Source organism: Nitrobacter sp. TKz-YC02, from assembly GCF_049852135.1.
GTDB classification, from domain to species: domain Bacteria; phylum Pseudomonadota; class Alphaproteobacteria; order Rhizobiales; family Xanthobacteraceae; genus Nitrobacter; species Nitrobacter vulgaris.
This window is the reverse complement of record NZ_CP180728.1, coordinates 3236939-3254313: the sequence shown is the minus strand read 5'-3', so window position 1 is coordinate 3254313 and position 17375 is coordinate 3236939. Positions and strand designations below refer to the sequence as shown.

Below are 17375 nucleotides of genomic sequence, written 5' to 3'. Positions count from 1 at the left end.
CTACGGCTCCCGTCCGTCGACGTGGTCGGTTCCTGTCAGTCCGCGGGATGCGAGCAGCACGACCAGAAATAGCGCAGTGGTCGCGAAGCTGATGACGATCGCCGTGAGAACGAGGGCTTGTGGTAACGGATCCGGTAGGCTGGTGATGTCATCAGATGCATGCGTCCCCAGGATCGGCGCGGCGCCGATTTTAAGCCGCCCCATCGCGATGATGAAAAGATTGACCGCATAAGAGAGCAATGACAGGCCGATGATCACCTGAAACGTGCGCGGTCGAAGCAGCAACCAAACGCCGGAACTCGCAAGCACGCCGATACCAATAGCAAGTACGATCTCCACTACCCCACCTCAGCCGTTGGAGAGACGGCGGACGCACGGCTGGAAGGCGTCCGATGACTGCGCACGGTCTGATGCGCGATCGCGATCAACATGAGGACGGTGGCGCCGACGACCAATGCAAATACGCCGATGTCGAACAGTAGTGCGCTCGCCACGGGAATCGAGCCGATCCAGGGAACTTCGAGGTATGAGAACGACGAACTCAGGAAAGGCCGTTCGAACAACCAGGCGGCCGCTCCCACGCAGGCTGTTATGAGTAGGCCCGCGCCCATCCAGTGCACAGGCAGAATGCGTAGATGTGCCTCCGTCCAGGTGGTTCCGCGAGCGACGTACTGGAGAATGAATGCTACGGCCATCGTGATGCCCGCGACAAATCCCCCCCCGGGCAGGTCGTGCCCCCGCAAAAGGAGGAAAATCGCGGTCGTGCAAGTCACTGGGAAAAGCATCGCCATCATGAGCCGAGGAATGGTCATCGCGCTCTTGAGCGTGTCACCCTTCTCACGAGTGGGTTCAGCCTCATCGTAGAGATCTTGACTGTGCTGTTGCTCTGGCACGGAAATGCTTTCGGCCGCAGGCCGAAATCGCCGCAGCAATGCATAGACGGTCAGCGCGACGATGCCGAGAACGGTGATCTCGCCGAACGTGTCGAACGCGCGAAAGTCTACGAGGATGACATTTACAATGTTGGTCCCACCGCCTAGCGCGTATGCGTTCTCGACAAAGAACCGTGCGATGCTGTCAGGCTCCGCTCGTGTCATGACTGCGTAGGCCAGCGCCCCCAAACCGGTTCCGAACGCGGTCGCGATGCCGATGTCGCGGAACCGGCGCCAACTGGAATCGCGTTCCGGCGCGTCGGCCGCGGAAAATTTCTCGATGCGTTTCGGCAGCCAACGCAGCCCGAGAAGGAGCAATACAGTGGTGACGGTCTCGACCACCAGCTGGGTCAGTGCGAGATCAGGCGCGGCCAGCCAAACGAAGCTGACACACGTCACCAGACCCGCGCCGCCTACGAAAATGAGAGCCGCAAAGCGATGGAATTTGCCCTGGTAAGCCGCGGCCAGCGCACAGGCGCATCCGATAGCCCAGATCAGCGCGAATGCGACATCGAATGACGTTCGCGCCTCTCCTCCAAACTCGATGCCGTGAGCGAACATCGGCGCCAGGCCAACCAGCAAAGCCCCGCAGAACAGCAGCCGCAACTGTGGCTGCAAGCGGCGCGTGCCAAGCAACTCTTCTAACCGTCTTGCGAACTGCCACGAGACGGCGACGAGTACGTGGTCGAAAATGCGCTGACCTTGAATATACCGCAGCAGTGGCGGTCCTTCAGCAACGAGCAGATATGACCTGAACGTCAAATAGATACCCACGCCGCCGGAAATCGCGACCAAGCTCATCAGGAACTCGGGAGTAAAGCCGTGCCAGATTGCAAGGCTGTACGTGGGAATAGCGTCGCCGAGGACAGCGTGGAGCGCGGTTCGGAGCAGGGGACCGATTGTAAGGCTGGGCACAATGCCAACGAGGAGACAGGCAAGGACCAGGAGCCCGACGGGAAAGCGCATTAGGAACGGCGGCTCATGCGGTGTGCGTGACAACTCTCGCGGTGGGGGACCGAAAAATACTTCGGCTATGAACCGCAGCGAGTAAGCGACCGTGAACATGCTTGCCATGGTGACGATATAGGGCAACGCCTGATCCAGCAACGAGTTGTCGTGAGTCTCGATTGTCTCGGCGAAAAACATCTCCTTGGACAAGAAGCCGTTCAGCAACGGGACGCCAGCCATGGCGGCGGCAGCGACCATCGCGAGCGTTGCCGTGATCGGCATGAAGCGCCGCAGGCCGCTCAGGCGGAGCAGGTCGCGGGTGCCGGTTTCGTGGTCGATGATCCCGGCCGCCATGAACAACGACGCCTTGAACGTCGCATGGTTCATGAGGTGAAAGATGGCGGCGACTTGTGCGAGCGGTGAATCGAGACCGATGAGCAGAGTGATGAGCCCGAGGTGACTGATGGTCGAGTAGGCGAGCAGCCCTTTAAGATCCTGCTGGAAAAGAGCAATGAACGCTCCAAGTATGAAACTGATAAGTCCCGCCGAACCCACGAGCCACAGCCACTCGTTCGTTCCGCCCAGCGCAGGCCAGAGCCGCACCAGAAGAAATACCCCACCTTTGACCATCGTGGCGGAGTGAAGATAGGCTGAAACGGGCGTCGGTGCCGCCATCGCCTGTGGTAGCCAGAAATGGAACGGGAACTGTGCGCTTTTCGTCAAGGCTCCGAGAAGAATGAGGACAAGCGCCGGGATGTAAAGCGAATGCGCGCGAATCTTGTCGCCCGACGCGAGAACGCGATCGAGGTCGTAACTGCCGACGATATGTCCGAGGATCAGTATGCCTGCGAACAGGCAAAATCCGCCGGCCGACGTCACAATCAGAGCCATGCGCGCGCCATCCCGCGCCTGCGCCGTCTGGTACCAATAGCCGATCAGCAGAAAGGAAAAGAGGCTGGTCAACTCCCAGAAGAAAACCAATTGGATCAGGTTGCCAGAGAGGACGATGCCAAGCATCGCTCCCATGAAGGCGAGCAGGAACGAAAAAAAACGCGGCACGGGATCTTGGGGAGACAAGTAGTAGCGGGCGTAAAGTACCACCAGGAACCCGATGCTGGCGATCAGCGCGGCGAGCACCCAGGCGAAACCGTCCATCCTCAGATAGAAATTGAGACCGAGTTCGGGCACCCATTCAACGGTACGTCGGATGACTCCTCCGTTGACGATATGGGGGTAGCTCACGACCAGAAGCACCAGACAGATCAGCGAAATCGCACCGGCCAGCCACGCTTCGGCGTTGCGCGCGTTGCTCTGAAGGAACGCTGCAAGACAGCTCCCGGCGAAAGGGAGCGCGAGAACGACGATGAGGATCGTTTCATATGGCACCGTCATTCGTGACCTTTTCGGGACGAGAACTCCAGACAGTGATGGCGGCCGTGGACAAGATATGGTCGATTTGCAGGTGCGAAGGCAAGCTGGCGTCGAGTCGCGGGGCTCCAAGGCTGGCGAGACGCTCCGTCCTGCCGCTCTCATGCAACGTATCGACACTTGCGAAAGGCGTCCGACAGGTTCATCTTTTTTCGCTAAATCACGCGATGTGCCGCCGGCGAGACCCCGATGAGATTGACAAGCTTTTTCGACTACACTCTCCGACTGCTGATGTATGCGGCCACCCATGGTGATCGGCTGGTCACGATTGAAGAGACCGCAAGCGTTTACGGAATCTCCCGCACCCATCTCATGAAAGTGGCAAATCAGCTCACGCGCGCGGGCTATCTCAAAGCCGTACGTGGCAGATCTGGCGGGCTTATGCTTGCCAAACGGCCGAACCGGATCAAGCTCGGCGACGTTTTATGCGCCACCGAGCCGGATTTCGCGCTTGTGGAATGCTTTTCCTCAAATAACCGCTGTCCAATCACGTCGAGCTGCCGGTTGCGAGCACCGTTGAGGGAAGCGCTGACAGCGTTCACCACGACGCTCGATCGCTATACGCTCGCCGATCTCATTCTCAACCCGAAAGATTTCGGGGTCCCACCGGCTGCTTGAGCGGCGCGCGATCCATCATTGCCCTGGGATATCGACAACAGCCCGCCGCATGACGGCTCAGCTCCGCGCCCTGAGTGCTGAAGCGATATCACCTCATTTGAAGCAAAGTCGGACACCGCCGATCGCCGTGCATCGGCCTGCTGCCGTCTGTCGCTGTTGCACATGAATTTTGGGACTATACAAACATACATTTTATGTGCATGTTTATTCCACATTGCACGAGAGTCAGAAGATTGGATCTATCCGCGGCCCGGGGCATGAGGAAAGCACCTGCAATTCAAACGCAGAATTCCAGAGGCTGGTTAAAGCTATACATTGCGTCCTCAGTTTTCGGAGCTGCGACCGGTATAGCTGCCGCAGTCTGGTTCACGCATCAATCACCTCTCACCACACACCACATAACCGTTCCGCTGAACAGTGCGGCCACGACGTTGCCGATGCCGCTTGAAGGCTTGCTCGACTTGCCGAAGCTGCTAGCTGCGGAGCATGCGAGCCAACCCTGGGCGATCATGGGTGGTGCGTTGCTGCAGCTAGGTCTTCCTCGTTTCAGCATTCCGGTGCTCGAGCGCGCGATCCGGAGTGATCCCGATAACAGCGTGCTTCATGTTGCATTGGGGGAAGCGCTCGCGCTGGCGGATGGCATGATTTCAGATCGAGCCAAGTCGGAATTTGAGTTCGCGCTCAGAGGTGATCCAAACGATCTGATCGCACGATTCTATATCGGGCAGTGGCTGCTGCAAAACGGCAAGGCAAAGCCGGCATTGGTCAAATGGGTAGGCTTGATGCGGACAGTGGGAAACGATCAGACCTGGAACGATCGACTATGGACGGTGATGCCGAGAGCGGCGGAGGAGGTCGGCATCAGCCAACTCACGCTGCAAGCTCTCTGCACCTCGGGGATGTAGTCGTTGTGCAGTGTAATCGGCGTCGTCGCGCATTCTGTGAAATGTACAAAGCGGATGGGATCGATCGTCGTGTATTTCCCAGCCTTGGCAAACTGCTAAAAGATGAATTTTAAATATTGCTTTATGGTGCTGAAGATGGCACATATCGATGGTAGTCAGTTCGAGGTTGGGGTTCGCGCGTCATGGTCATGAGCACTGTTCAGCTTCGGCGGCTCCAGCATGAGCGAGCGCCTGACGGATAAACGTTCCGCGTCGCCTATGCCTTGGTAGTAGCTTATCAAAAAACATTAATATGAAATACATGTTATTCCCATGATCCTGCAACGCTGTGCGCTGCGCGCGCATCTCGTGAAAGTCATTTTCGCTGCAAGTGCCTCGTTGTGCATCGTGAGTCCGTGCACGGCGCTTGCTGAAACAAGGCAATTCTCGATGGTCATCGAGGATACGATCCTTAAGCTCGTCGACAAGCAGACCTTCTACGCCTTCTCGTTCAACGGCCAGAGCCCCGGGCCGCTTTTGCATGTGAAGGAAGGCGACGATGTCGAGATCGAGATCGAAAACCAGACGACGTTGCCCCATACGATTCACTGGCACGGCCTGTATCAGCGCGGCACCTGGAAGAACGACGGCGTGCCCGACGTCACGCAACCGGCAATTCCTCCGGGCGAGACTTTCACCTATCGTTTCAAGGCCGAACCGTCCGGCACCATGTGGTACCACTGTCACGTCAACGTCAACGAGCACGTTGCCATGCGCGGCATGTGGGGTCCTTTTATCATCGATCCGAAAGATCCGCCGCCGGTCGAGAAAGAAGTCACCAAAGATTACATCATGATGTTTTCCAGTTGGGCGTCAGCCTGGGCGAAGAAGCCCGGCTATGGCGGCGTTCCTGGTGATGTGCCGGATTTCTTCACCATCAACGGCAAGGCTTACCCGGATACTCAACCGTTGCGAATCAAGGAGGGCGATGTCGTTCGCATCCGCCTGATCGGCGCCGGCGACGAACTGCATTCCATTCACATCCACGGTCATCTCTTCGAGGTTTACGCCAAGGATGGCCGGCCCCTCCCCAATCCCTACCTCGCCGACACGATCCTGTTCGGTCCAGGTGAGCGCTATGACCTGATTCTGCGCGCCGACAATCCCGGCATCTGGATGGTGCACGATCACATCGACAAGCACACTACGAATGGCAGTTCTCCGATGGGCGGCATGATGACCACTATCGAGTATGAGGAAATCCCGTTGAAGGATCAGTCTTTCTACAAATGGAAGAACAAGGAGTTCGTGCCCGATTTTTACTACGAGGAATCGATGAAGAAGCCGCTCGATATGCACGAGAGCCCTGCCTTCAAAGGCGATCCCGCGCCCTGAACTCAATCGAAAGGAGAGTCGACATGAAAGGGCTTTTGCTCGCCGTCGCGGGCTTGACCGCGGCATTACTGAGCAGCGCAAGCGCCGCCGACAAACTTGATCAGAGCTGTTCCGGTTGTCATGCGCTGGTTAAACCGAGCGATGCTTCGCTTGACAGGTTGCTGACGCGCAAAGGTCCCGACCTTTGGTTTGCGGGTAGCAAGTTCAAGAAGGAATGGCTGGTTTCCTGGTTGCAGGATCCCAAGCCGATACGTCCCGCCGGTTACCCGTATTTCAACATGGTCAAGAAGGGCGACAAGAACGATGTGCCCGATCCGTCCAAGATCATTGCTCACCCGAAGCTAAAGAAGGCCGATGCCGAGGCTGCTGCGGAAGCACTGATGGCTTTGAAGGCTCCCGCAGATCTCGTTCCGGCAGGCATTTTCAAGGGTGAGATGAAAGGTGCACGGATGGGTGCGCTTGCGTTCGTCAAGTTTCGCGGCTGCGTCGCCTGCCACCAGGGCGAAAAAGGAGAAGGGGGTCTCTCCGGGCCGCGATTGACCGATGCCGGCGCACGACTGCAAGCGGATTTCATTGCCGCCTATACCGCAGATCCGCAGCGTTTCGATCCGCATATCTGGATGCCGACGTCGAATCTGAAGGATCAGGATATCCAGCGACTGACCGCGTTCCTGGTTCAATTGAGCCAAGGAGACAAGTGATGAAAACGCAAACGTTGGCGGCTTTTGCCGGTCTGGTCCTGCTGCTCGTGTCATCGACAAGCCATGCCGATCAGTCGATCGAGCAGATTTATGGGATCTATTGCGTGCAATGTCACGGCCTCCAGCGCAACGGGACGGGGATCAACGTGCCCGCTCTTTCCGTGAAGCCGCGGGATCACACCGACGCAAAAAGTATGGGCGACACACCAGATGATGAACTGTTCAAAGCCATCAAAGAAGGCGGGCTTGCCGTCAACAAGTCTGTGCTGATGCCAACCTGGGGTCACGTCCTGTCCGAAGAGCAGATCACAGGCTTAGTCAAGTATCTGCGGCAGGTCTGCAAATGCGGCAAATAGATTCAACAAGAAAGCCATACCAAATCATGAAGCGGAGAACGATTTCAATGACCACCGCACATTTGAAGAACAGCGCCATCGTGGGGAGCATGGCAGCAGTCATGGTTCTTTTCGGCGCCGCGATTGCCACGGCGCAGGCCAAGACCGTCAAGATCGAATTGGTAGCCAAGGAAACGACGGTCCCGCTTGATAACCAGGGCAACACCGTGGCGGCCTGGACCTTCAACGGCCAGGTTCCCGGTCCGGTGATCCGGGCCACAGAAGGCGACACCATCGAGTTCACTTTGAAAAACGATGTCGCGAACAAGAAATCGCATTCGATCGACATGCACTCCGCGCGCTCGGATGTTCTGACGGATTTTGCATCGATCAAACCCGGCGAGACCAAGACCTTTTCGTACGTTCCGGAACATCCAGGGGTGTTCTTCTATCATTGCGGATCTGATCCGATGATCCAGCACATCGCCCGGGGCATGTTCGGAGTGGTCATCATCGATCCGAAAGACCCTAATGCGATGCCCAAAGCGGACCGCGAATATGTCCTGATCGAGCATCAGATGTTCGAGAATCCCGAAGATGTCGATAGCATGATGGCGAACAAGTGGAAGCGTAACGCCTTCAACGCCGTGCCCTTTCAGTATGACCCGGTGCATGATGAACACGCGACGCAAACTCTCGAGGCCAAGCCGGGCGAGCGCGTGCGCGTCTACATGGTCAATGCTGGTCCCAACGAGTTTTCCGGATTTCATCCGATCGCTGGCATCTGGGACAGGGTCTATCCCTCGGGCAATCCTAAGAATGTGATGGTTGGGATGCAGAATTATACCTTGGCGCCGGGTGACGCGGCGACCTTCGACCTCATTTCACCGAAGGAAGGCGCGTATGCGCTGGTGGATCACTCTATGCGCGCTGCGCTTACTGGCGGTATCGCGATCCTTATGATCAGCAATAAGGCTGATCCCTCAATGGGCCGGGGAGACAAGATCCTCGTGCGCTGATGTCGGGCTCCGGCGTGGAGCGTCACCGGCGCTCCACGCCAAAGGTTTTTCAGGGCGTAAAATCAGGCGAAATCTGTTCAATAGCTCAGTATATCCAGCCCGTGGCGCCAATTCTTCTCTGATTACCGCGAGCGCAGAGCTAGGTCTTCGGAACGGAGAATTTAGTACCCCGGTTCATGCATTGGTAACAATATACGAAGCTGATATGAGCGGCGCTGCATTTGGTGTGGAAAGTGTGGCCGTGTTTATGCGTCGGATTTAACTAAACCTACAACGTGGCGGCGTATTCTTTCTTGTGAAGGCAGAAGGTGACGCGCGGTATTGACCGCGACCACCGTTGCTGCCCGCAAGAGCCTGAAAGTCCGGTAGTTTCCCCTTTCAGACGCGGTGAAGGTTGGGAAGTTCATGTCCGGTGCGCCTGAGCGAAACGAATTTTCTGTTGTCGCCAGTGAGAGTGGACCGAGACCTCCCGATGGGCCGGAGACCAGCCGAAATGATTTCCCGCTCGAGATAAGGGATTCCTCGCGACTGAATTTCCTGAATGAAGTTGTTAGATCGCTTCCGACAGCCGTGACGGTTCAGGACGAGCAGGGAAATTTCGTGTTCGTGAATGCCGCCGCCGTGGCCCAGTTCAATGTGCCGGCGCGGGACATCGTCGGAAGGGTGTCAGGTACGCCGCTCCCTTCAAAAGAGCTCAATGATCGCATAAATCTCGCGCGCGGGGTTCTGCAATCGGGCGGGAGCAGGATATCCGAAGAGTACATTCGAACGGATCATGCGACGAAGATCTTTCTGACGACGCATGAGCCTGTCGTGATTTCGAACAGAAAGCTTGTGTTGTCGAGCTCGGTTGATATCAGCCGTCAAAAGGCCGTTGAGGAAGAGCTTTTTCGTTGTGCGTACTATGACGAGCTGACGGGCTTACCGACCCGGCGTGTCATCGAACAGCACGCCAACAGTCTTATCCGTGAGGGTGAACATTCCGTTAGATTTGCGGTGGCGTTTCTCGACATCGACAACTTCAAACATATCAACGACTACTACGGCCATGCATCCGGTGACGAGCTTCTGATCGAAGTTGCCAGACGCTTGGACCTCGGCCTACGTGCCACCGATATGCTCTCCCGGATCAGCGGCGACGAGTTTCTGCTCCTGCTCAACCCGGTCCAAAGTGACGTCGAGCTCGCCGAATACATTGAATTTCTATTGCAGCGGCTTAAGACGCCATTTTTCATCGACGGATCGGAACTGTTCGCGTCCGCATCGATCGGAGTGAGCATCTATCCGGATCACGGCGACACCTATGAGGTTCTGCGGCAGAACGCCGACACCGCGATGTATCAGATCAAGAACGACACAAAGGGCGGAGCCGCCATCTTTGATTCCGGAATGCAGCACGAGGCATTGACCCGAATGAAAATCGAGCAGTCGCTGCGGCTCGCGATTCTCGACAAGCGGTTCTGTTGCGCGTTCCAGCCCAAGGTGGACATCAGAACCGAGCAGATCAAAGGCATTGAGGCGCTGGTTCGGCTGCGCAATGATGACGGTATCATTCAGGCGCCTGGAACGTTCGTTGATCTCGCGATTGAACTCGGCTTGATCGATGAGTTAACGCATCTGGTTCTGGCCGAAATCATGAGGTCAATCGATCTCATCGACGATGCGTTCGGCACCGACGTTAGCATTAGCATCAACGTCGCCGCCAAGCAGGCTGGCAACGTGGTATTCATGACGTCCTTCGCACGGGCACTGGAGAAGACCGGTTGCGCAACGCGATTCATCGTCGAGGTCACTGAAGATGCGTTCGTGGCTAAAACCCGTTTCCAGACGGAGATTCTGCCAGTCCTGCGAAGGCTAGGCGTCAAAATCTCCATCGATGATTTCGGGATCGGATATTCGTCTCTGTCAGCCCTCGCCGATATCACCGCTGATGAAATCAAGATTGACCGGTCATTCATCGTCGATATCCACAAACGTCCGCGCAGCCAGGGTATCCTTAAGGCGATTGAATCTCTCGGCGATGCCTTGGGAATGGCGGTGATCGCGGAAGGCGTCGAGAAATTCGAGGAGCTCGCTTATTTGCAGGCAGCGACGCGGATAAAATATGCGCAGGGCTTCTATTTTTCCGAGCCCGTCTTTCTCGAAGATATCGAACCGGGAAAACCCGCGGTGAGTAAACGAGGCACCAGCTCGGGCAGTCGGTCCGTGCAGGAAAACCGTCCGGCTTATTCCCGCGCCAACGGCTATAGCCGCTAGGTTCTGATTCAACGCCATAGAACAAAATTCTGACTTACCTTTGAGCATGATCGCCTATGCCGGCCATGTAAGATGCGGCTGGGGATGCTTTCATAAGGCGAGGCATGAGCTGAACCTCACGCGGGAAAGTTGGCGAGCAACTGCCCTAAGCGGCGGATCGCAACGGGTACCCGCGCGTTCGCATCCAGTCGCTCGTTCTCCATTCACATGACATTCTTTTCCAGAAAGTTCACCAGGCGGGATGGCCAACCACCCGGCGATGAATAATATTGGCGTTTCGTCATTTTATTTTCATCTCACCCTGCTGAGTTCCAAAAATTGCCCAGCAATATCGAAGACTATGGAATCATCGGCGACGGCGAGACCGTTGCGCTCGTCGACCAGACGGGGTCACTCGACTGGCTTTGCTGGCCGTGCTTCGATTCCGATGCCTGCTTTGCCGCCCTCCTGGGCGATGAGCGTAACGGCCATTGGCGGATCGCTCCTTCGGAAAAAATCGAGCGATCGAGTCATCAATATCGCGGAGACGGCCTTATCCTCGAAACCCGGTTTGAAACCACCGGCGGCGCTGTCACTTTGATTGATTTCATGCCGCCGCGCGGCACGGTGTCCGACATCGTTCGCCTCGTCCGGGGAGACCGCGGCCGCGTGAAGATGCGCATGGATCTGGTGATCCGGTTCGGCTTCGGTAAGAACGTGCCATGGGTCCGCCGCACGGAGGACAGGGCGCTGCTCGCCATTTGCGGGCCGGACATGCTGGTGTTGCGCACGCCGGTTGAGACGCACGGCGAGAACATGACCACCGTCGCGGACTTCGAGGTCAGCGCCGGGCAGACGATTCCGTTTGTCATGGCGTACGGCGCATCGCATTTTGCCGTTCCACCCCCGATCGATCCTGCGAAAGCGCTGCGGGACACGGAGGCGTTCTGGAGCGAGTGGTGCGGAAAGTTTGACTATGATGGTCCGTATCGTGATCTCGCAATGCGCTCGCTGGTTGCCCTGAAAGCCATGATCTATGCGCCTTCCGGCGGCATTGTCGCGGCGCCGACAACCTCGCTTCCCGAAAAGCTTGGCGGTGCACGTAACTGGGATTACCGGTTCTGCTGGCTGCGCGACGCGACCTTCACGCTGCTCGCGCTGATGAATAGCGGCTATTACGATGAGGCGTCGGAGTGGCACGACTGGCTGCTGAGATCGGTCGCAGGCTCGCCCTCCGACATGCAGATCATGTATGGCATCCTCGGGCAACGTCGCCTGACGGAATGGGAGGCAGACTGGCTTCCTGGTTATGAGGGCGCGCGGCCGGTCAGGATCGGAAATGCGGCGCATGCCCAGCTCCAGCTTGATGTCTACGGCGAGCTGATGGACGTGTTTCACCAGTCGAGGGAGGCGAACCTCAAGCTGAGTGAGCCAACCTGGGCGCTGGAATGCGAGCTACTCGAGCACCTCGGCCGGATTTGGAATGAAACAGATTCAGGTATCTGGGAGCTGAGGGGATCTGGCAAGCACTATGTATCGTCGAAGGTGCTTGTCTGGGTGGCGTTCGACCGCGGCGTCAAGAGCGTGGAGCATTTCGGTTTCGAAGCGCCGGTCGAGCGTTGGCGTGAACTGCGCGATACGATCCATCGCGACGTCTGTGAAAAGGGTTTTGATCGCGAACAAAATACCTTCGTCGTATCCTACGGCTCGAAGCTGCTTGATGCCAGCACGCTTCTGATTCCGTCGGTCGGCTTCCTGCCGGCCTCTGATCCGCGTGTTGCGGGAACGTTGGCAGCGGTGGAGAAGCATCTGATGCCGGACGGCTTCGTGCTCAGGCACGATCCGCGCGCGGTGTCAGACGAACAGCCGCCGATCGAGGGAGCCTTTCTGGCCTGCACACTCTGGCTCGCCGATGCCTATGTCCTGAGCGGCGATATCGAGCGGGCCGAGATGCTGCTGAAGCGGGTTGCGGGGGTGGCGAACGACCTTGGCCTGCTGTCGGAGGAGTACGATACGGTTGCCCGCCGCATGACGGGAAATTTTCCGCAGGCACTGACCCACATTGCCCTGCTCAACACCATCCACAATCTCAACGCGGCACGCAAACCGGCGATGCAGCGGGCAAGGGCATAGCGGCTAGTCGAGGGCCATGATCTGATCGATCGCCTTGGCGAAACCGTCGTTTTCATTGCTGTCGGTGACACGAGTGGCTTGCGCCTTCACGTTGTCTTCGGCATTTCCCATGGCAAATGACAGGCCGCTCTTGGCGAACATGGCCAGATCGTTCTGCATGTCTCCGATGGTCGCGATGTTGCGCGTTGAAATGTCGAGGCGCTTCGCTAACGCCTCCACGAATGTGCCCTTGTCCTCCCCGGCAGGTGTGATGTCGAGATAATAGCTCTGCGACCGGACAACCTTCGCCTGGCCGGCGAGGGCCGCCTGCATCGCCATCTCGCAACGGGCGAGCTTCTCGGGATCGGCGCTGACGCCAACGATCTTGGAGGCGTCGTCTGTGAATTCCTCAAAATCGGAAACCATAACCGGAGCCATTCGGATTGTGTGCTGCTCATGCGGAACGTAGCGGCCATCGTCGCGCGTGATAAGCCAACGGTCCGCGGTGAACAGCCAAATGTCAGTTCCGGAAGTTTTCAGCGCGTCGATCGTTCGTCGTGCGGCCGACGCTGAAATGGCAGTCCTTCGAAGTATCTTGAGGGCGGGATCGATCATCAGACTGCCGTTGAATGCGCCGAGCGGCAGTTGAATATTGAGCGGCTCGATCAGCATTTGCATACCCAAGGGAGGACGGCTGCTGGTGATCGTGAAGCCGATATCTCTTTCGGCAAGTCGTTTCACCGCCTGGATCGCAGCCTCCGTCAGACGTTTGTCGGGCGTTAGCAGACTTCCGTCAACACTCCGAAATCACGAGGGAAATGCTATTCATGAGAGTATCCAGCCCACGTCGAGCATGGTGACGATTCGATCGGCAATTTCGTCCACGCTCGCATCGATGTCGACAACGATCGGCCGCTCATCCTCGGTAGGCTCCTCCAGTGTTGCGAGCTGGCTCTCGAGCAACGCCTGCGGCATGAAATGATCGCCTCTCGCCTTGAGACGGCTCATGATCAGGCTTCTGTCGCCGCGCAGGTAGACGATGCGGGTGTCGCTATGATCTTGCACGAGAATGTCGCGATAGGCGCGCTTGAGCGCGGAGCAGGCCATGATCACGCTCGTGCCGTTTGCACGCCTGCGGCCAATCTCCGCGGCGATGGCGCGTAGCCACGGCCGCCTGTCGTCATCGGTCAATGCGATGCCGGCGCGCATTTTATCGATATTGCTTTCCGCATGAAAACGGTCGGCATCCTCAACTATCCATCCCAGTCGTTGTCCCAGCGCAACCGCAATGGTGCTTTTACCAGATACCGACACGCCCATGACGATCAGCGCGCAAAAGGCGGCATCTCCGCCCGCATTCATGCCGGCGATCCTGCGGCCGCAGCATCGGTCAGCCACGTCGTGATGCCGCTGGAACGTGCGCGTGTACCGGGCAGATCGGCGCCCGCCCTGACTTTCGAAAGGATGCCTTGCTTGGCTTCGCCGGTGACGAGAAACAGCATCTCGCGTGAGGAGGCCAGTGCCGGGAGCGTCAGGGTGACACGGGGAACGAGAGGCTCGACGTTCGCATGGTCGACGCCGACAACCCATCGCTCGGTCTCGTCGAGCGCTCGATCTCCCGGAAACAACGAGGCGGTGTGACCGTCCGGTCCAAGCCCCATCAGAACAAGATCGAAAAGCGGTTTGGCAGCATCGAGACGGCGTGCGCCGTAAAAGGTTTGAAGTTCGCGCTCGTAAAGCCGCGCCGCCGTATCCGGATCGTGAGCGTCCGTCGGCGTAGGATGGATATTTCCCGGTGGGGCGCAACGATTCAGAAAAAGGGCCCTGGCCATCGCCATGTTGTTGCGTTCGTCGTCTGCGCTCACGAAACGCTCGTCCCCGATAAACCAGTGAACGCGATCCCAGGCGATCCGCGAACGATAGTCCGGGCTTCCCAACAGCGCGTAGAGCGCTTTTGGGCCGGAGCCGCCGGTCAGGCAAATCGTCGGCCGCGATGCATTTTCCGCAATCCGGCAGATCATTCGTTCCGCTGCTTCGGTAGCGACTGCTTCCGCATCTGGCAGCACCTGAAACCTGCGGTCCGCCGCGTCAGCGGATGTCATGTCAGTTTGCGCCACTGGTTGCCGTCCCGCGCCAGCAGCTTGTCGGCCTCACGGGGGCCTTCGCTGCCCGCCTTATAGCCCACCAGCCCGTTGGCGCCGGCCTTCTTCCAGGCGTCGAGGAACGGCTGCACCGCCTGCCAGCCGGCCTCCACGCCGTCAGCGCGCTGAAACAGGATGTTGTCGCCGGTCATGCAATCGTAGATCAGGGTTTCGTAACCGGTACTCGGCGCAGCGTGGAAGTAATCCTTGTAGCGGAATTTCATCTCGACGCCGTCGATCGAGATCGTGGGGCCGGGTACTTTGGTATTGAATTGCATCGTGATGCCTTCGGCCGGCTCGATGCCGATGACCAAATAGTTGTGCGACAGCTGATCCACCGGCGTGCAGCGAAACATCGCGAACGGCGCCTGTTTGAACTTGATGGCCACCTCGGTGCGCTTGAGGCCGAGAGCCTTGCCGGTCCGCAGGTAGAACGGAACGCCGGCCCATCGCCAGTTGTCGATGGTCAGCTTGAGCGCCGCATAGGTCTCGGTGGTGCTGTTGGGTTCGACGTTGGGAGTGTTGCGGTAATCGACGATCGCCTCGTCGCCGACCTGCCCGGCGTAATATTGTCCGCGCACCGAATTTCTCAGCGCCTCCTCCGGCGTTTGCGTCTGGATTGCGGCCAGAACTTCCGCCTTCTCTGAACGCACTGCGTGAGCTTCGAATCGCCTCGGCGGCTCCATGGTCACCAGCGACAGCAACTGGAACAGATGGTTCGGCACCATGTCTCTCAGTGCTCCGGTAGCGTCGTAGAAGCTGCCGCGATGTCCGACAGACAGCTTTTCGTCGACGGTGATCTGGATATGATCGATGTGGTTGCGATTCCAGATCGGCTCGAACATGCCGTTGGCGAAACGAAGAACAAGGATGTTCTGAACGGTCTCCTTGCCGAGATAGTGGTCAATCCGATAGATCTGATGTTCGTTGGCGATCTTTAGCAGTCTGGCGTTGAGCGCTCTGGCAGACGCAAGATCGGTGCCGAAAGGCTTTTCGACCACCAGGCGACGCCACGTGCCGTTTATCTCTCGCAGTAGACCGACGCGGCCGAGTTGTTCTGCGATCGGTGCAAAGGCTGTCGGCGGCACGGCAAGATAGAACAGGCGATTGCCGCACGTCCCCGTTCTTGTCTCGAGCCTTTCACAGGCCTTGCTCAGTGTATCGAATGAGGACGGATCGGAGGGGTCGGCTTCGACGCAGGTCAGGCAATTAAGCACCTTGTCGGCAATTTCGGTTTTGACCGGCCGCGTGGCATGCTTTTTCAAACCCTCCATCAGGCTTTGCCGAAGATCATCTTCCGACATCTGCTTGCGGACGATACCGACGAGACAAAACTGCTCCGGCAGCAAGCCGGATTCGGCAAGATTGTAGAGTGCCGGAATGACCAGGCGATGCGTGAGATCGCCGGTGGCCCCGAAAATGACGAAGCAGCATGGCTCCGGTTTGCGCGGCGTGTTTCTTGCGGCCGTCGTCAATTCGCGGTCCTCCCTTTTTTGGATGGATCGGTTTCTCCTGGCTCCTTGTGCCCCCCGAATCCCTCCCTCATCGCCGAGAGGATTTTTTCTGCGAACGTATGTTGCTGACGCGAGCGAAAACGCGCGAACAGTGCGGCCGTTAGAACTTCTGCCGGAACGGCTTCCTCAATTGCGGCATTAACCGTCCAGCGGCCCTCGCCGGAATCTGCGACAAATCCCGAGTAAGCCTCGAGAGTCTCGCTGCGGGCCAACGCAGAAGCGGTGAGATCGAGCAGCCAGGATGAAATCACACTGCCGCGGCGCCACACCTCGGCAATATCTGCGAGGTCAAGCTTGAACCGATGATGCTCTGGCAGCGCATTGGTGTTCGCGTTTTTGAGAATGTCGAAGCCTTCGGCAAAGGCCTGCATGAGGCCGTATTCGATTCCGTTATGAACCATCTTGACGAAATGGCCAGAGCCAACGGGTCCCGTGTGGAGGTAGCCTTGCTCGACGCGCGGATCACGGCCGTCGCGGCTTGGCGTTCCCGGAATGCCGCCGCGACCGGGCGCCAGCGACGCGAAAATCGGATTGAGACGATCAACCACGGCCTTGTCGCCGCCGATCATCATGCAATAGCCGCGTTCCAGGCCCCAAACGCCGCCGCTGGTGCCTACATCGACATAGTAGATGCCCTTGTCGCGCAGCGTTCTCGCGCGCCGGATATCGTCCTGCCAGAAGGTGTTGCCGCCATCGATGATGACATCATCTTTATCGAGCAGCCCGGCGATCGTCGCGATGGTGGACTCCGTAATCGCTCCGGCGGGCAGCATGATCCAAACGGCGCGCGGCTTTTCGAGCTTGCGGACGAAGTCTTGGAGATCAATCGCGCCTGAGGCTCCCTCCGCGGCAATCGCGGCGATGGCCTGGTCGCTGATGTCATAAACGACGGCCTGATGGCCTCCCTTTTTCATCAGACGGCGAACGATGTTGGCCCCCATTCGCCCCAGCCCGATCATACCTATCTGCATTGGTCCGATCCCTCCTCCGGGAGCAGGCTCGTGGTCTGGACATTCCACGGGCGGTCCGATGGTTCAATGATGCGTGCGGTTCACGGTATGGCCCAACACCTCATATGTTTCAGGAAGATTGGCGAACGTGGATCGCGATGAA

General features: G+C 58.0%; 15 protein-coding genes. 8 read left to right on the top strand and 7 right to left on the bottom strand.

Features of this window, described 5'->3' with window-relative positions; genetic code table 11:
- Both ACM561_RS15635 and ACM561_RS15630 read right to left on the bottom strand, forming a co-directional pair.
- Entirely contained in the window at positions 1–339 is a 339-nt protein-coding gene (locus tag ACM561_RS15635; RefSeq protein ID WP_425906213.1) for a Na+/H+ antiporter subunit C, read from the bottom strand.
- Complete coding sequence (locus ACM561_RS15630) at positions 339–3272, bottom strand: monovalent cation/H+ antiporter subunit A (RefSeq protein WP_425906212.1); 2934 nt, start codon at positions 3270–3272, stop codon at positions 339–341. Before ACM561_RS15630 ends, ACM561_RS15635 begins: the two co-directional genes overlap by 1 nt.
- A gap of 225 nt (positions 3273–3497) precedes the next feature.
- On the opposite strand from ACM561_RS15630, the gene ACM561_RS15625 reads away from it, so the two are divergent.
- From ACM561_RS15625 to ACM561_RS15590, 8 genes are all read left to right on the top strand, one after another.
- Positions 3498–3926, top strand: a complete 429-nt coding sequence (locus tag ACM561_RS15625) for an RrF2 family transcriptional regulator (protein ID WP_425906210.1) — start codon at positions 3498–3500, stop codon at positions 3924–3926.
- Between the two features lie 431 nt (positions 3927–4357).
- Positions 4358–4831 carry a tetratricopeptide repeat protein gene (locus ACM561_RS15620; protein ID WP_425906208.1) on the top strand — a complete coding sequence of 158 codons (474 nt, stop codon included), beginning with the start codon at positions 4358–4360 and terminating at the stop codon, positions 4829–4831.
- A gap of 429 nt (positions 4832–5260) precedes the next feature.
- Positions 5261–6205 carry a multicopper oxidase domain-containing protein gene (locus ACM561_RS15615; RefSeq protein WP_425906207.1) on the top strand — a complete coding sequence of 315 codons (945 nt, stop codon included), beginning with the start codon at positions 5261–5263 and terminating at the stop codon, positions 6203–6205.
- A 23-nt stretch (positions 6206–6228) separates the two neighbouring features.
- Positions 6229–6906 carry a c-type cytochrome gene (locus ACM561_RS15610; RefSeq protein WP_309773288.1) on the top strand — a complete coding sequence of 226 codons (678 nt, stop codon included), beginning with the start codon at positions 6229–6231 and terminating at the stop codon, positions 6904–6906.
- Positions 6906–7262: a c-type cytochrome gene (locus ACM561_RS15605; RefSeq protein ID WP_309773287.1), complete on the top strand. Its 357-nt coding sequence runs from the start codon at positions 6906–6908 to the stop codon at positions 7260–7262. Before ACM561_RS15610 ends, ACM561_RS15605 begins: the two co-directional genes overlap by 1 nt.
- Positions 7263–7309: 47 nt before the next feature.
- On the top strand, positions 7310–8260 hold the full coding sequence (locus ACM561_RS15600; protein WP_425906205.1) for a multicopper oxidase domain-containing protein: 951 nt from the start codon (positions 7310–7312) through the stop codon (positions 8258–8260).
- 405 nt (positions 8261–8665) lie between these two features.
- A complete protein-coding gene (locus tag ACM561_RS15595) occupies positions 8666–10516 on the top strand; it encodes a putative bifunctional diguanylate cyclase/phosphodiesterase (RefSeq protein WP_425906204.1) in 1851 nt (616 codons plus the stop codon).
- 318 nt (positions 10517–10834) lie between these two features.
- Positions 10835–12628, top strand: a complete 1794-nt coding sequence (locus ACM561_RS15590; RefSeq protein ID WP_425906203.1) for a glycoside hydrolase family 15 protein — start codon at positions 10835–10837, stop codon at positions 12626–12628.
- Positions 12629–12631: 3 nt separating this feature from the next.
- Here ACM561_RS15590 and ACM561_RS15585 read toward each other — a convergent pair whose 3' ends face one another.
- The 5 genes from ACM561_RS15585 to gnd all read right to left on the bottom strand — a co-directional run bounded on the left by ACM561_RS15585 (position 12632) and on the right by gnd (position 17233).
- Complete coding sequence (locus ACM561_RS15585; protein ID WP_425906202.1) at positions 12632–13348, bottom strand: HAD family hydrolase; 717 nt, start codon at positions 13346–13348, stop codon at positions 12632–12634.
- Between the two features lie 84 nt (positions 13349–13432).
- Positions 13433–13969, bottom strand: coding sequence for a gluconokinase (locus tag ACM561_RS15580; protein ID WP_425906201.1), 537 nt, complete (start codon positions 13967–13969; stop codon positions 13433–13435).
- Positions 13966–14709, bottom strand: a complete 744-nt coding sequence (pgl, locus tag ACM561_RS15575) for a 6-phosphogluconolactonase (RefSeq protein WP_425906199.1) — start codon at positions 14707–14709, stop codon at positions 13966–13968. Before pgl ends, ACM561_RS15580 begins: the two co-directional genes overlap by 4 nt.
- Complete coding sequence (gene zwf / locus ACM561_RS15570; RefSeq protein WP_425906197.1) at positions 14706–16223, bottom strand: glucose-6-phosphate dehydrogenase; 1518 nt, start codon at positions 16221–16223, stop codon at positions 14706–14708. Before zwf ends, pgl begins: the two co-directional genes overlap by 4 nt.
- Positions 16220–17233, bottom strand: coding sequence for a phosphogluconate dehydrogenase (NAD(+)-dependent, decarboxylating) (gene gnd / locus ACM561_RS15565; protein WP_425906195.1), 1014 nt, complete (start codon positions 17231–17233; stop codon positions 16220–16222). Before gnd ends, zwf begins: the two co-directional genes overlap by 4 nt.
- Positions 17234–17375 lie beyond the last annotated feature (142 nt).